Consider the following 15,292-nt stretch of genomic DNA (forward strand, 5'->3'; position numbering starts at 1 on the left):
ATGGAAAACAGATTAAAAAAACTCACCGCTAAATATAATGTCGCGGCGCCGCGCTATACCAGTTATCCGACGATGCCTTATTGGGACAGTAATTCTTTTAACACTGCATCCTGGACAAAATCCGTTAAGCTTTCTTTTGATGAAAGTAATCAAGCATCCGGTATCAGTTTATATATTCATCTCCCTTTTTGCGAAAATTTATGCACCTATTGCGGCTGCAATACGCGTATCACCAAAAATCACCGGGTTGAAGAACCTTATATCGCTGCGGTATTAAAGGAATGGCAATTATACCGCAACATTCTCAAAGAAACACCCGTTATCCGGGAAATACACCTGGGCGGCGGTACACCCACATTTTTTAGCGTGCACAACCTGCATAAGCTGATCGACGGCTTGTTGAGGGACGTCCATATCCACAAAAATGCGGACTTTAGTTTTGAAGCACATCCGGCGAACACTACAGTGGACCATCTCCAGACTTTATTCGGTCTGGGTTTCCGCAGGCTTAGTCTCGGCATTCAGGATTTCGATCCTCAGGTACAATTGATCATCAATCGGCGGCAGACCTTTGAACAGGTGCAGACGGTTACACTGCAAGCCCGGAGAATCGGCTATACGTCCATTAATTATGATTTGATCTATGGCCTGCCATTGCAGACAATAGAAGGACTGGTCAAAACCATGAGCACAGTAGCTGAACTAAAACCGGACCGGATCGCTTTTTACAGCTATGCGCACGTGCCCTGGATAAAACCCGGCCAGCGTAAATTTACGGAAGACGATCTTCCTGATCCGGAAATGAAGGGTAAACTACAGGAAACCGGCAGGAATTTACTCATTAACCATGGCTACCGGGAGATTGGCATGGACCACTTTGCGTTGCCTGAGGATGAATTGTTTCGTGCTGAAAAACAGGGTACCCTGCACCGGAATTTCATGGGTTATACTCCACAGCATACCCGATTGCTCATCGGCTTGGGAGTTTCGGCTATCAGTGATTCATGGTATGGTTTCGCACAAAATGCAAAGACAGTGGAAGCATACCTGGAGATGATCCGTAAGGATGATCTTCCTGTTGTTAAAGGGCACCTCCTCAGTGGAACAGACCTGGTTATCCGCCAACAAATTTTAAATATGATGTGCAGAGGATATACCTCCTGGAAACAATTCCATGGAGCTAACCACGAGCTTTCAAAAGTATTAATCCGGCTGCACCCACTGGCAAGTGATGGCTTGGTGATTATAGATCCTTCAGGATTAGAGGTGACCCAGCTTGGTAAGCGGTTTCTACGCAACATCTGCATGTGCTTTGATACCCGGCTGTGGGCAGACAAGCCATCCTCTCAGTTATTTAGTATGGCTATTTAAACAAGCGGGCAGACAGATTTCTCCATTACTATCGCCCGCAGCGCGCATCAGGCAATACGTCCCCGAGGGATCACAGGCTTTTAACTGCCTTTCCGGCAAGCCATGAAAGCTGAACAACAGGTGATCATAAGGACCTCGGTCGTAATGCTGCACCTTTTCTGTGAAAACATCGATGAATATCGGATGATCATAGAACGCTATCTTAACGCTAAGCGGCAAAATATCCGGCCACCGGCTTATCACCCGCATCACTTCGGCAACTACTGAGCCCGTAGTAGTTGAAGCATATTGCGGAAAAAGCGGAATAACTGTAATACTGTTGACACCGGCACATTTCAGTTTATTTAACGCCAATTCAATAGACGGATATTGATACCTCATACCGAGTTCAACGATGTAATCATTGCCCAGCTCCGGTTTGAGCAGCTGCTGTTGGAGTTTACTAAAGTGCAATAAGGGAGAACCGGTCCGGTCATTCCAGACCTGCCGGTAGAGCCCAGCAGATTTTGTTACGCGAAAAGACACAATGCCACCCGCGCGCCAGTAGAAAGCGTAAAAAAGGGTGAACATCGATCACCCTTTTATCCATTAAAAACTCGGCCGGATATTTCCGTATATCGCCAACGGCCGGGCTGTCCGGCGTACCTAAATTGACCAGTAAAAGTTCTTTTCGCATATATAAAATGTGGAGCAGTTCAAGGTTTCGCAATTTCCAGAACCACACGTCCGTCGATCAGGCCTTTTTTCATATCACCAAATACCATATTGATATCTTCCAGCTTTGCGGCATGCACTGTTGCTTTCACCTTGCCTTCTACAGCAAATGCAATAGCCTCCTGCATATCCTTACGGTTTCCGACGATGGACCCGCGGACTGTATATCGGTTCAATACCGTATCAAATATCGAAAGATCGAAACTCCCCTTAGGCAGTCCATTCAGGGCGATGGTGCCTTTTCGGCGCAGCGCGGAAATACCCTGCTGAAAGGCTATCGGGGAAACAGCGGTAACTAACACACCGTGCATTCCTCCTGTTTCTTTTTGAAGAAAGGCTCCGGGATCCTCTTCCCTCGCATTCACTACGAGATCGGCGCCCAATTTTCTAGCCAGATTCAGTTTATCATCAGCGATATCTATGGCAGCAACATGCATCCCCATGGCTTTCGCATACTGAACAGCCAAATGGCCAAGACCGCCAACGCCGGAAATGGCGACCCATTCTCCAGGCTTAACCTCTGTTTCCTTCAGGCCCTTGTAAACCGTAACACCGGCACAAATGATCGGCGCCATTTCCGTAAAATTAATGCCTTTTGGAAAGCGTGCTACGTATCGGGGATCAGCCAAGACATATTCCGCGAAACCTCCGTCAATACTGTAACCGCCATTCTGCTGAGTCCCGCATAGTGTTTCCCAACCAGTGATACAGAATTCACAGCACCCACAGGCGCTGTGAAGCCAAGGCACACCAACAATATCGCCTTCTTTAATGTCTTGTACATCCGCACCCATCGCAACAACATAACCAATGGCTTCGTGACCCGGTATAAGCGGAAGTTTGGGTTTTACAGGCCAATCGCCGTTACAGGCGTGCAGATCAGTATGACAAACTCCGCAGGCGATCACTTTTACAAGAATCTGATTCGCATGCGGTGTTTTTACAGCCACTTCTTCTATTTGCAAGGGTGCGCCAAACTGATGAATCACCGCTGCTTTCATTTTCTGAGGTATCATATCGCAATTATTTAAAAAAACACTGTTTCATCATTTATACAATACAGACCAACACCATCAGGGTATGAATGATGATACTGGCTGCAAAAAGCCGAAGCAATGTCCTGATTCCGGCGCCCCCCATGCCTGCTATAATATTCGCGAAGAAGAGCGTCAGTGTAACGGCCAGTACCAGTACAGGAGCGTCAAAATAGTAAATGAGCACCGCCGGAACCGGGAGAAAAAAGACACCCTGAACCACCAGGGACACCAGAAACCATAGCGTTTTATTTCCGGACTGACTTTCCATAAAAGCGGTCCATTTGCTGATAAGGTTATTTGATTTAGATTTTACTGCCGCTTTGGTATTCCATTGGGCAGGTGCTGTTAAGGTTGCCATAATTGATATTTTAATAGTACAAATATCCGTTGCGGCCATAGCCTGTTCCATGATGAAGGTGTTGTTTAAAAATGATATGGATCACCTTTCATCCGGCCTGACCTGAAAACTGCCAGTAATAGTGTTTTAGCTTAATCCGAAAAATGTCATAAATAAGATATAAACCAATATAAATGCCAGAAGAAAAAAAATATATTACAGGTGAGTTGACCCACTTTTTTGCTGATTTGTACCGGTAAAAATTAGCTTCTCTTTTTTGCATTGTATTTAAATCAACAAAGTGATGCGATCAGGAATGGATCATAGTTCGGATTATTTTCAATGTATAAATATAGACCCACAGAAATCATTAAGCTATTATCATCGAAAGGCATCAATGCCTTTGACCCTGCTTATCCTCAGCGCAGCATTCATATATAGTGGTTTTAGGTTAATCAGGCATAAGCAGACAATAGCTATTCAACGAGCTTTCAAATCAGAGAACTATCAATTGGTCTGGCCAGATGAATTTAACGGAAATGGTGCTCCTGCACCAAAAAGCGGACCTTCAGATTAGGTTTTATTAGAAACAAGGAGGCCCAATGGTACCATAGAGAAAATGCATCTTGTAAAGATGGCTCGCTGGTCATTCAAGGTCGAAAAGAAACAAATCCCGGGTACGAAGAAAGAAGTGATTCAGTTAATATTATTATTACTATTGATCCCTTTTTGGATGGATACAAAAAGAAAAGGGTACATTTTGAACACGGGCTCAGTTTCCAACAGATAAAAGAAAAAGCTAAAAAAAAGAAAACAAGTATGTTTTTGTGGATTGTTCAGCTACTTGGTGCATCTTTTAAAAAAAAATGATAGCTGAAGTTTTTCCGCAAGAAAAGATCGGCAACCTTTTTAACAAAAACTTTGTGAGCGTTGAGGCGCAAATGGATGAACCTACTATGGTCATACTATGGCTGTGGCAATTCTACATAAAATGTAGTTCCATTACCCAACATACTATCAAACCAGATCTTCCCGCCATGAGCCTCAACGATTTGTTTGGAAATGGCCAGTCCCAGGCCAAAAGGTTGTTCGCCTGCTGTTCCAAGTCTTTTAGCTTCTGTGAACATATCAAATATTTTACTGCTCATTTCCATCGGGATACCAATGCCATGATCTTGTACGGTGATAACCACACTCTGTGGTTTTTCCCATAATTGCACTGTAATATGGGAACCACTTGGGCTGAATTTGATAGCATTGGTGATTAAGTTGCTGACTACCCGCCACATTTTTTCGCGGTTAAGTGGTATAATTACAGGTAGCGCCTTTAAAATTAATTGCTGACCCTTAGTTTCAGCTTTAAAATTCAGGAGGTCAATGCAATAACATAGCATCTGATATAAATCTACCGGCTCCTTTTTTAATTCCTCCGTGCGGGTATGTACCTGGAGAAGATCGCTAACAAGCTCCAGCGAGTTTTGCCCGGACGTTTTGATCAGTTCCAGCATCATTCTGTCATCTTCAGAATGCTCCGATTCTTCCAACATCAGGGAGGCGACAGAGGTGATGGCTCCAATCGGGTTCCGTAAATCATGGGCAACGATCCGCATCATCCGGGTATTGTCCTCCTGGCTTTGCTCCAAAGCGCTGAGGGCCTTTTGCATATGGGTATTTTTTTCGCTGATTTGTTTGTTGGCTTTATTGGTACGTTTTAAATTGCCCCAGATCACCAAAAGGATTATGATCGCCATAATTGCAAAGGTAATAATTGCCAGCAGGTAAACTGTTTTCAGTTTATCGTCCCGGTTTAGCAGTTCTAGTTTATACTGCTGTTCTGTACTTTTAAAAGCTCCTTCCATATCCGCTTTCCGGAGATCTTTTTGGGCTTTCCTAAGCGAATCAACATAAGTGAAAAATTTTGTCTGGTAGTAATAAGCGGAATCTACATTGGGAACTTTATCATAATAAGTTCGCTTTATGCTGTAAAGGTTTACCCAATACTCATCCATATCCGGTTTTCTAATAATTTTCAATCCATTCTGTATCTCGCGGATCAATCTGGCTGCCGAATCCAATTTGGAGGCACGGATATAAAGATATGCCAGGGTAAATCTGACCCCTATAGCATCAGTGTTATTAAACCCCAGCTGATCATTGATTCGGATACTTTCCGTTAAATAATATTCTGCTTTGTCATCAATATTCCTCCACATATAAGCGCCGCCCAGGTTGCCATAGATCATACCACGGGCTATCAGAATATCGGTTTTTTTTTGCGGAAAAAGTGACTCCATTCGGTTTATAAATGCCAATGTCCGCTTGTAGTAATAAATAGAACTATCTCTTTGATCGAGCTGCGCATAAGACAGTCCGGTCATGCGCATAATATTCTGCGGCAGCATAAAACGATTGGTGAAATTTGTCCCTGTTTCGCAATAGTTTGTTTCTTTTAAAGTTTGCTTGAAATAGGGAATTGCCTCCCGAAACTGCAACTGGTTATATCTGACCATAGCCAGTTGGTAGGTAAACGCAGACAGACTGCAACTATCCAGATTTTTTTGGGCATAGCTACGACCATTATAATAATAACCAAAAGCTTCTGTATATTTTTTTTCTGACATCAGGAGATCGCCTTTGGCAAATAGCGTATGGGCATATTCTGTTTTATACAGACTTTCCCGCCCTCTTAGAACCAATATCATACTATCAATATAAGCCTTACATTTTGTAGTATCCGGTTGGTCGTTTAAGTAAAATTTATACAAATAATTGTACTTGTTCCATAGGTCGGCCGGACCTGCTTCAGGAAAAGCCCGGTAAGCTGAGTCTACAAAGTGTAATGAAGGGTGGATTTTGCCCGCGCTCAGCAACAAATTTGCCCGGTCCAATATACTATCCGTACGGGTCGGATAGTTTTTTCCGTTTATGTCGGATTGATGACAAGCAGCTAAGATAAATGTGATGGATATTATTAAAGCTGTTTTCTTCAAATAAGCGATAGGCTGGTGGTACATTCATTGTTATTTTAGAGGGGTATTTTCTGATGTAACAAACGATGGAAACTAATTTAAATTATCCTTAATGCATATACCTCATCGGGTAATTTATTTAATTTATACACAAAGTTATAAATGATTGATATAAAAATATTTAAATTCAGTCCGCTTAAACTTTTTTCGTAAAATCTTAGTCTGTGAACTTACTCCGAAATCCATGCCAGATCCCAACCCTATTCACATAAGTTATATCAATTGTCATTTTATTTTACCATAAAACAAAACCCCTCTGCTAAAAGCCCGTCGCATTTACCAAATCGGCAGTAAGGCTTTACAAAGTGGCGATCCTCACATCATGTCCATATGCCCGGCGGTTTCCTAAATGTCTGAGTATAAATTTCATTTTTGGGTCTGCATAAAGAATTAATGACAAACAGAGATGCCAGACACTTGTTTTACCGGGCTCAGGTAAGGAACATCCATGCCCAGGCCGCGCAGTACAAACCAGCAGCCCAGGCAAACCATCAGGTAAGGCATGGCGTTATTGATCCGTCGGCGGAATACAGGACCGATAAATCCGGTACCGACCGTTGCCAGCAGCATTAAGGGAAAGGTACCTACCCCGAACCAGAACATATACCAGGCTGATGAAAAAGGAGATGAAGTGTTGACCGCGCCGATCAATGCCAGGTAAACAAAACCGCAGGGCAGGAACCCGTTCAGCATACCGACGGCGAAATGCCCTGCTTTATGCCTCAAGGCATAACTGATTAGCTGGGTAATGGGCGTCAGGAATGCAGATATTAGCCGACTGCTGGAAATTTCAACCTTGATCAGCCTAGAAAAGCCGGCGCCGATAATTAGCAAGCCGCTGATCACGCTAACACCTTGTTGCAATCCAGTTAGCCAAAGCTGGTGCCCCAGCAAACCTATCAGTAAACCCAAAAACGAGTAGGTAATCACTCGCCCGGCATTATAAGCAATTTTGTCAATGATGATCCGCCACCAACGGATATCAAACGAAGGTATCGCGAAAGCCAGCGGTCCGCACATACCAATACAGTGCATGCTGCCAAACAGGCCAATAAAAAAAGCGATCTGGTTGCTGCTCATCGGAGATCCACCTCCTGTTCATATAAATAATTCTTTTGGTCGCTTTTCCACTCCAAAACCAGCTGCCAGCGACCTTTGACCAGTGTAACGATGGAAAACAAAGCTGTTTTCCCCGTGCCCGTATTCAGCTGAAATACTTTATCCAACGCCTCGCTAGAAGGCCTGATAAATCTGATATTCCCCTTTGCGGATTTCTTAAAATCAATATGGACAACATCTCCGTTAATCCGAATTTCCGGCCTGGTCCTATCGGTTACAACCTGCATTTCTTTATTATAATCCTGATCGAAATTCAGACCCTTTTCATAATAGTGATGATCATATTCATCTGCAGGCATCCTGAACATGTGTACACACATGCCGATGATAAATAGCATAAACAGGGCCATGCCCAAAATAATTCCTTTTCCCCAGTTCATTTCTTTAATCGTTTGATGGTCCTACAAAAGTGGTGCTGACCGTTTGTATAATTTTCTTATTAAAGACCAGGTTAATTTTCACATCCGTTTTTTCGGCCTTAATGTCTTTGTCCTGAATCATCAGGAAAAAGACCGTTTTCGTTGAACCTCCTGCGTTGACCTCCCCCGGTGCCTGGATATATTTTATTTTAATCGCTGGGTCAGCCGGAACAATGTCGACGTTCCTGTCCGTATTGGATTTATTGATAATTTCCGCATTGTAGATATTACTGATATAATGCCCGGGCTGTTCCTGATAAAGCATTCCAGCGCTGCGTAAAATGGCCAGATCCATATTGGCCCGGCTGAAAATGAAATAACAGAGTACCGCCATCATCACAAAGATGACCCCGCCATATCCCGCCATTCTCCAGGTAAAGGCCGGTTTTTCCTTTTCCCGGATCATGTTTTCAGAATAGAAACCTATCAGGTTTGGTTGCCTGTTTATTTTAGTCATCACGTCGTTACACACATCAATACAGGCCGTACAATTGATACATTCCAACTGGGTACCCTTCCGGATGTCAATACCTGTGGGGCAAACATCCACGCACAGGCCGCAATCCACACAATCTCCTTTATGTTGACGAAGTGAATCATCCTTCTTCTTTAATTTCCCACGGGGTTCCCCCCGGATATCATTATAAGCAACAACCAGCGTATGCTGATCAATCATGACACCCTGTAAACGGCCATAAGGACAAAACAGCGTACATACCTGTTCGCGTACCCTGCTATAAATCAAATAAAAAACCAGCGTGAATAGCCATATACTGATAAATCCCACCCAATGGGTCTTTACCGGCTCGGTAACAATCCTGATCAAACTTCCGCTGCCAATGATATACGCAAGGAAGGTATTGGAAATCAAAAAGGATATGAAAATAAAGAGCGCATGCTTTGTCCCTTTTTTAAAAATTTTCTCCCGGGTCAAGGGACCGGCATCCAGTTTTTTGGCTTTTGCCGGGCTACCTTCGATCCAGACCTCTATTTTTCGGAATACAAGTTCCATGAAAATGGTTTGGGGACAAATCCAACCGCAAAATATCCTGCCGAACGCGATGGTAAACAAGACGATAGCTAGGAGAAAGACAAGCGACGCGAGCGCAAAAAGGAAAATGTCCTGTGGCCAGAAAACCTGTCCGAGAATAACAAACTGACGGTTTATAAAATCCAATAGCAAAAATGGTTGCCCGTTAATACGTAAATACGGGCCGGCAAAAAATACAGCCAGGTAAACATAGGTTATGCGGGAGCGCCAGTGATACAACTTTCCTTTCCGGATCAGCGGATAGAGCCATTGGCGTTTTGGTGTTTCTTTTGCTACCAGAAGTGCGTCCATGATCTATTTATTGGCAACAAGTTTTTGATCCGTATCTGTTTCTTTCGTTCCCTGAGGAGCCTTGGCACCTGCAGGGTTAGATCCATGCAATGATTCGATGTAATTGGCCACATCAGAAATCTGCTTGGGTGATAATTGTTTTTCCCAGGTTGGCATGCCTTTGGATAAAACCCCGTACTTAATGGTTTTAAACAGGTCATTGATCTTTCCACCATGCAGCCAGTAATCGTCGGTCAGGTTGGGCCCAACATTCCCCTGGGCATGGTCACCATGACAAGGGGCACAGGTGCTTTTAAAGATAGCCTGTCCCGAGGCGATCACCGAAGGATCGGTCATCAGCTTCACCGTATTTTCATCCACGCGGTTAGCAGCTTTACTTAAAAAGGCTTTCTTTTCGATATCCGCATGTGCCATTTCCGTCCGGTACTCCGAATATTGTAGCTGTCCCGTTTTTAATACGTGGTAGTTCAGCAAGTAACCTACAGCGAAAATGATTGTACCATAAAACAGGTACATGAACCATGCCGGGATTGGGTTATCGAGCTCCTGAATGCCATCATAATCATGTGCTATCAGCAGTTCCCGCTCTTCTGTCAACGGTTTGAGGGATAAAAGCTTTTGCCATACCTCCGCCTTTGGTTTCCTCTCTTTTTTGGGTTTAATGGGATTCATTTCAGCATTTATTTCTGCTGCTGTCAAACCCTGCTCCCTTAATACCACCCTCGTCAGTATCTTAAATGTCTTTAACAGCACCAGCATGACGATAACAAAGAGCAGCAACATAGCTACGATGGCGCCAAACCCGATATAATTCATGACATCTCCGGGTATCAGACTGTCATCGCTGGCCATGGCCGGCTGCATAGCAAGCAACAAAAAGGTTGCAAATAAGAGTATCCGGTGGTATTTCATGATTGTAAAGATTGTGTTGAATCCGTTAAACTGTCGTGCAGGGGAAGATCACGCATGTGATCCACATGTTGTTTCCGGATGCGGATCAGCATGACCGTTACAACAATAAAGAACACAAAGAATATCCCTAAAGAGAAAAGTAGGTAGACCTGATTTGCGTTGATATTTTCGGTAAATTGCTTAAACATGGTTTTTCTTATTTAGAGTTATTGGCTGTTTTATTGGCTTTGATATCTGTACCCAGGCGCTGTAGATAGGCGATGAGCGCTATGATCTCCCGGTTGTTTCTAACCTTGATCTTGTCCAGGTATAAGTTATCACTGATCTGTTTCGCCTGTTTATCCAGGTCGCGGTTGGCTATATTCTCATAACCTAAAGGATAGGGAACGCCTAACATACGCATGGCATGTATTTTGGTCCGCGTCGTGGTCGTATCCAATTTTTGCGAGATCAGCCAGTCATATTCCGGCATAATACTGCCTGGAGACATCAGCCGCGGATCCATTAGGTGATTATAGTGCCAGGCATTGCCATATTTCTGTCCCTCTCTGGCCAAATCAGGTCCTGTACGTTTGGATCCCCATAAAAATGGGTGATCATAAACAAACTCGCCCGCTTTACTGTATTCTCCATAGCGTTCTGTTTCTGAGCGGAACGGCCTGACCGTTTGCGAGTGACAGTTAGAACATCCTTCTCGGATATAGAGGTCCCTGCCCTGCAGCTCCAGTGGTGTATAAGGCTTAACCGCTGCGATCGTAGGAATATTAGAAGAAATCGTTAGCGTCGGCATCAACTCCACAAAGGTACCGATAAGGATAACCAACAGTGCGGCAATCAGCATCTGAATGGGTCTGCGCTCCAGTCGACGGTGCCAGCCACTTTCCTGCGCGATTTGATGAACCGGTATTAATGGCAAAGCCTGTGCGGCTTCATTAGCTACTAACTTGCCTTGCAGTGCAGTACGCATCAGGTTGTAAGCCATCACCATAACACCCAGCAGATACATGGCTCCCCCGGCAGCACGCATCATATGCATAGGGAGGATTTGAAGGGTCGTTTCCAAAAAGTTGGGATACTTCAACATACCTTCAGGGGTAAATTCCTTGAGCATCAGGCTTTGCGTAAAACCTGCCCAATACATCGGTATAGCATAAAAAAGGATGCCAAGCGTCCCGATCCAGAAGTGAAAGGAAGCCATCTTTTTAGAGAACAACTCCGTTTTATAGATACGCGGTATCAGCCAGTACAGGATAGCAAAAGTTAAGAATCCGTTCCAACCCAGTGCACCGACATGCACATGGGCAATGATCCAATCACTGAAATGCGCGATCCCGTTCACCTGTTTGAGGGAAAGCATTGGTCCTTCGAAGGTGGCCATACCATAGGCAGTCAACCCGACAACCATGAATTTCAAGATCACGTCATCCCTTACTTTGTCCCAGGCTCCGCGAAGGGTTAGCAGACCATTAATCATACCGCCCCAGCTCGGAGCGATCAGCATAATAGAAAAGGCAACACCCAATGATTGGGCCCAGCCCGGTAGTGTGGTATATAGCAAGTGGTGAGGGCCGGCCCATATATAAATAAAAATGAGCGCCCAAAAATGCAGGATACTTAGTTTATAGGAATAGATCGGGCGGTTAGCCATTTTCGGCAGGAAATAATACATCATGCCCAAATAGGGTGTGGTCAGAAAAAATGCGACTGCATTATGACCGTACCACCATTGCACCAACGCGTCCTGTACGCCAGCGTAAACCATATAACTTTTAAGAGAAGATACCGGCAACTCAAACGAGTTGACTATATGCAGTACTGCAATGGTCACAAACGTAGCAATGTAAAACCAGATCGCCACGTAGAGATGTCTTTCGCGGCGTTTGAAAATGGTGCCAAACATATTCCAGCCAAACACTACCCAGATGATGGTAATGGCGATATCTATAGGCCATTCCAGTTCTGCATACTCATGTGAGGTTGTAAAACCCAGTGGCAGGGTGATGACGGCGGAAACGATGATCAACTGCCAGCCCCAGAAGTGGACCTGACTCAGCACATCGCTGAACATTCTTGCCTTCAACAGTCGCTGCAGAGAGTAATATACTCCCATAAAAATAGCGTTGCCTACAAAGGCGAAAATTACCGCGTTAGTGTGCAGCGGCCGGATACGCCCGAAGGCTGTATACTGATTGTGCATGTTGGCACCAGGATGGAATAGCTGGATAGCTGCGATGAGGCCGACGGTCATGCCGATAATCCCCCAGACTACGGTAGCAATACCAAAATTCCGGACGATCTTGTTGTCATAGTAAAAACTTTCGGGTTGCATAAATTGTTCTCTGTTTATGGTCATAAAATTATTAAGGCTTATCGGGTGATCGCATGATGACAGGGGGCTTTAAAAATGATTGAGATCATTTTTCATCGGCTTTCCGCTCATCATCATCAAGCAGGATCCGCATCGATGGGGTATAGAGGTCATCATTTTGTCCACTGCGCTGAGCCCAGAAAAATGCGCCCAGGAAGATCAGGGCAAGCAAAACGCTGCACCCGATCAGGAAATAGATGATATTCATATGAGTCTTCTCCTTTTTGCGGCGAAATGAGTGGCCAGGGTGGTAAATGAGATAATGGTCACGGTGCTTAGCGGCATCAATACGGCGGCCACCAGGGGCGACAGACGACTGGTAACCGCAAAGCTCAGGCCGACCAGATTATAGGTGAGCGAGATCAGGAAAGAGGCATGGATAATACGAACGGCGTCCTTTGAAAAACATAGAAATGCCGGCAATTTATGAAAAGAACGACCGTCCAGGATCGCATCACTTCCCGGCGAAAAATTGTTCACATTATCCGTAACGGCCACACCCAGATCGCTTTGCTTTAATGCCCCGGAATCATTCAGGCCATCTCCCAGCATCATAACCCTATGGCCCTGCTGCTGGAGCGTTTCAACCCGGTCAAGCTTCTGCTGCGGGGATTGGCTGAAGTACAGGTGTCCTTTATGATCAAAAAAACGGAGCAGTTCATCCCGTTCGTGATCCTGGTCTCCTGATAGCAGGTAAAGCGAATACGCCGGCTCTAACTCCCCTATCCGCTCCATGCCCTGACGATACTCCTGCAAAAAGGTAAAATAGCCAAGATAACTCCCATCAATCATTAAATGAACCCGGGTCATCAATTTGGTTTCCGTAAAGTAGCCGAAGACAAACTCACCGCTGCCAATGCGTACCTGATGCCCGTTGATGGTAGCTGTAATCCCTTTTCCGGGCAATTCCTTATAATTCAGTACAGGGAGCTTTTCCATGGAGCCGAGGTATTGACAGATCATACGACTTAGGGGATGGATGGAATTAATACAGGTGCTGTAGATCAATTGCTGCTGATCCCCTGACAACTCCCCGCTTAAATCGATGCGCTTACTGTTGCCGGTAGTGATCGTGCCCGTCTTGTCCATAACCAGGGTGTTTATACGGGCCATCTGTTCCACCACCGCAGTATTTTTGAGGTAAAAAAGGTTGCGGTCAAAAATGCTTAACGCGGCCGACATTGTAAATGGGGTACTTAATGCCAGCGCACAGGGGCAAGCCACAATGAGCACTGCGGTAAAAGCGTCAATCCCGCGCCTATAGTTTAAAGGCAGCCAGAATAGCAAGGAGCCCACAGCAATGGCGATCAAAACGATCGTAAAATATTTACTGACCCTTTCATTAAATGTTTTCATGCGGTTATCCTGTTTGCGGGTAAACGCCTCATTATTCCACAACTGGGTCAGATAACTTTGAGAAACCGGTTTAATCACTTCCAATTCGATAGCCTCGCCCGTCTGTCGTCCCCCTGCATAGATGATCTCACCTAATGTTTTACTAACAGGCACCGATTCTCCGGTAACAAAACTAAAATCGATCAAGGCCTGTCCCTTCAGCAGGATGGCATCGGCGGGAATGATCTCATTATGACGGATCACCATACGATGCCCGGTCACCAGGCCGGAAAGTGGTACCGCTTTTTCTCCCGTCCCCTCGATGGTCTGAACCGCGACCGGAAAAAAAGAGCGGTAATCTCTTTCAAAAGAGATATGATGATAGGTTTTCTGCTGGACAAATCTTCCCACCAACAGGAAAAACACCAGCCCGCATAAAGTATCCGCAAAGCCTGCCCCTGTATAGGTAATAACCTCCACCGCAGTTCGCAGAAACAGCACAGCAATACCCAGGGCCAACGGAAAATCAATGTTCAATACTCGGTTTTTCAAGTTATGCCAGGCAGAAGTAAAGTAACCTCGTCCGCTAAAAAATACCACCGGCAAAGTAAACAGGAGGTTCAGGTAACCAAAAAAATGCCTGAATGTCTGTTCATAACCTGAAAGCCCGAAATATTCCGGAAAGCTGAGCAGCATGACATTACCAAAACAAAAACCCGCCACGGCGATCTTTTGTACAAGGTTGCTTTTTTCTGCTTTGTTTTGCTTTTGGATAATATCCTGCAGGCTGATCAGGGGCTCATACCCCACATCATATAAGAGTTCCACCAGTTGCTGCAGGCTGAACACCCTGGGGTCGAACCGCACGATCAGTTGCTTTTTTAAAAAATCTACCCTTGAATAATAGATGGCCGGGTTAAAACGGTTCAGTTGTTCCAGTAACCAAAGACAGGAACTGCAATGGATCTGTGGAATATACAGGGTAATGATCGACAAACGTTCATCAGTATAATCCAACAGTTCGGCCAGGATCACCGGATCACTCAGGTAATCAAACCTTTTATCTGTCCTTACACGCGTAGTACCCGGGTGATCATTATAATTATAATAGCTGCAAAGCCCGGCACCGGACAATATTTTATAGACGCTCTGGCAACCCTGACAGCAGAATTGTTTTTCTTCTATTTTATAAGATGTGGTCAGGCATTCGTCACCGCAATGATAGCAGCTGACCTTAACAGGGGTTATGGTTTCCGGCATTTTTCTTTATTTTCTTATCTCAAAAATGAAGGAAATGCCTTTCCCCCGG

The 15,292-nt window shown here is 44.8% G+C and carries 13 protein-coding genes; 1 reads left to right on the forward strand and 12 read right to left on the reverse strand.

The window, feature by feature from the left end; translation table 11 throughout:
* Window positions 1-1,371 (forward strand): oxygen-independent coproporphyrinogen III oxidase, encoded by a 1,371-nt coding sequence (gene hemN, locus ACTJKG_RS07575; RefSeq protein WP_172334911.1) that lies wholly within the window; start codon window positions 1-3, stop codon window positions 1,369-1,371.
* Here hemN and ACTJKG_RS07580 read toward each other — a convergent pair.
* The 12 genes from ACTJKG_RS07580 to ACTJKG_RS07635 form a co-directional block, all read right to left on the reverse strand.
* Window positions 1,351-1,941, reverse strand: a complete 591-nt coding sequence (locus ACTJKG_RS07580) for a ferrochelatase (RefSeq protein WP_440738828.1) — start codon at window positions 1,939-1,941, stop codon at window positions 1,351-1,353. The two genes, hemN and ACTJKG_RS07580, sit on opposite strands and share 21 nt — an antisense overlap.
* The gene (locus ACTJKG_RS07585) at window positions 1,844-2,047 is read right to left on the reverse strand and encodes a ferrochelatase (RefSeq protein WP_440738829.1); all 204 of its coding nucleotides are present in this window, start codon (window positions 2,045-2,047) and stop codon (window positions 1,844-1,846) included. The genes ACTJKG_RS07580 and ACTJKG_RS07585 overlap by 98 nt, the downstream gene beginning before the upstream one ends.
* Window positions 2,048-2,066: 19 nt before the next feature.
* On the reverse strand, window positions 2,067-3,101 hold the full coding sequence (adhP, locus tag ACTJKG_RS07590) for an alcohol dehydrogenase AdhP (RefSeq protein WP_440738830.1): 1,035 nt from the start codon (window positions 3,099-3,101) through the stop codon (window positions 2,067-2,069).
* A 34-nt stretch (window positions 3,102-3,135) separates the two neighbouring features.
* Window positions 3,136-3,480: a hypothetical protein gene (locus ACTJKG_RS07595; RefSeq protein ID WP_440738831.1), complete on the reverse strand. Its 345-nt coding sequence runs from the start codon at window positions 3,478-3,480 to the stop codon at window positions 3,136-3,138.
* A gap of 944 nt (window positions 3,481-4,424) precedes the next feature.
* A complete protein-coding gene (locus ACTJKG_RS07600; protein ID WP_440738832.1) occupies window positions 4,425-6,473 on the reverse strand; it encodes a tetratricopeptide repeat-containing sensor histidine kinase in 2,049 nt (682 codons plus the stop codon).
* Window positions 6,474-6,878: 405 nt separating this feature from the next.
* Window positions 6,879-7,568: a sulfite exporter TauE/SafE family protein gene (locus ACTJKG_RS07605; protein ID WP_440738833.1), complete on the reverse strand. Its 690-nt coding sequence runs from the start codon at window positions 7,566-7,568 to the stop codon at window positions 6,879-6,881.
* On the reverse strand, window positions 7,565-7,987 hold the full coding sequence (locus ACTJKG_RS07610; RefSeq protein ID WP_440738834.1) for a FixH family protein: 423 nt from the start codon (window positions 7,985-7,987) through the stop codon (window positions 7,565-7,567). The genes ACTJKG_RS07605 and ACTJKG_RS07610 overlap by 4 nt, the downstream gene beginning before the upstream one ends.
* 4 nt (window positions 7,988-7,991) lie before the next feature.
* Window positions 7,992-9,368 carry a cytochrome c oxidase accessory protein CcoG gene (gene ccoG / locus ACTJKG_RS07615; protein WP_440738835.1) on the reverse strand — a complete coding sequence of 459 codons (1,377 nt, stop codon included), beginning with the start codon at window positions 9,366-9,368 and terminating at the stop codon, window positions 7,992-7,994.
* 3 nt (window positions 9,369-9,371) lie between these two features.
* Entirely contained in the window at window positions 9,372-10,280 is a 909-nt protein-coding gene (locus tag ACTJKG_RS07620; RefSeq protein WP_440738836.1) for a cbb3-type cytochrome c oxidase N-terminal domain-containing protein, read from the reverse strand.
* 196 nt (window positions 10,281-10,476) lie between these two features.
* The gene (gene ccoN, locus ACTJKG_RS07625) at window positions 10,477-12,609 is read right to left on the reverse strand and encodes a cytochrome-c oxidase, cbb3-type subunit I (protein ID WP_440739103.1); all 2,133 of its coding nucleotides are present in this window, start codon (window positions 12,607-12,609) and stop codon (window positions 10,477-10,479) included.
* Between the two features lie 85 nt (window positions 12,610-12,694).
* A complete protein-coding gene (gene ccoS, locus ACTJKG_RS07630) occupies window positions 12,695-12,856 on the reverse strand; it encodes a cbb3-type cytochrome oxidase assembly protein CcoS (protein WP_440738837.1) in 162 nt (53 codons plus the stop codon).
* A complete protein-coding gene (locus tag ACTJKG_RS07635; RefSeq protein WP_440738838.1) occupies window positions 12,853-15,243 on the reverse strand; it encodes a heavy metal translocating P-type ATPase in 2,391 nt (796 codons plus the stop codon). The genes ccoS and ACTJKG_RS07635 overlap by 4 nt, the downstream gene beginning before the upstream one ends.
* Window positions 15,244-15,292: the final 49 nt, after the last annotated feature.

Source organism: Mucilaginibacter sp. 22184 (assembly GCF_052045695.1).
GTDB lineage: Bacteria > Bacteroidota > Bacteroidia > Sphingobacteriales > Sphingobacteriaceae > Mucilaginibacter.

Coding starts and splice junctions, on each gene's coding strand:
- hemN (WP_172334911.1), top strand. CDS start 1: ATGGAAAACAGATTAAAAAAACTCACCGCTAAATATAATGTCGCGGCG.
- ACTJKG_RS07580 (WP_440738828.1), bottom strand. CDS start 1,941: ATGTTCACCCTTTTTTACGCTTTCTACTGGCGCGCGGGTGGCATTGTG.
- ACTJKG_RS07585 (WP_440738829.1), bottom strand. CDS start 2,047: ATGCGAAAAGAACTTTTACTGGTCAATTTAGGTACGCCGGACAGCCCG.
- adhP (WP_440738830.1), bottom strand. CDS start 3,101: ATGATACCTCAGAAAATGAAAGCAGCGGTGATTCATCAGTTTGGCGCA.
- ACTJKG_RS07595 (WP_440738831.1), bottom strand. CDS start 3,480: ATGGCAACCTTAACAGCACCTGCCCAATGGAATACCAAAGCGGCAGTA.
- ACTJKG_RS07600 (WP_440738832.1), bottom strand. CDS start 6,473: ATGTACCACCAGCCTATCGCTTATTTGAAGAAAACAGCTTTAATAATA.
- ACTJKG_RS07605 (WP_440738833.1), bottom strand. CDS start 7,568: ATGAGCAGCAACCAGATCGCTTTTTTTATTGGCCTGTTTGGCAGCATG.
- ACTJKG_RS07610 (WP_440738834.1), bottom strand. CDS start 7,987: ATGAACTGGGGAAAAGGAATTATTTTGGGCATGGCCCTGTTTATGCTA.
- ccoG (WP_440738835.1), bottom strand. CDS start 9,368: ATGGACGCACTTCTGGTAGCAAAAGAAACACCAAAACGCCAATGGCTC.
- ACTJKG_RS07620 (WP_440738836.1), bottom strand. CDS start 10,280: ATGAAATACCACCGGATACTCTTATTTGCAACCTTTTTGTTGCTTGCT.
- ccoN (WP_440739103.1), bottom strand. CDS start 12,609: ATGCAACCCGAAAGTTTTTACTATGACAACAAGATCGTCCGGAATTTT.
- ccoS (WP_440738837.1), bottom strand. CDS start 12,856: ATGAATATCATCTATTTCCTGATCGGGTGCAGCGTTTTGCTTGCCCTG.
- ACTJKG_RS07635 (WP_440738838.1), bottom strand. CDS start 15,243: ATGCCGGAAACCATAACCCCTGTTAAGGTCAGCTGCTATCATTGCGGT.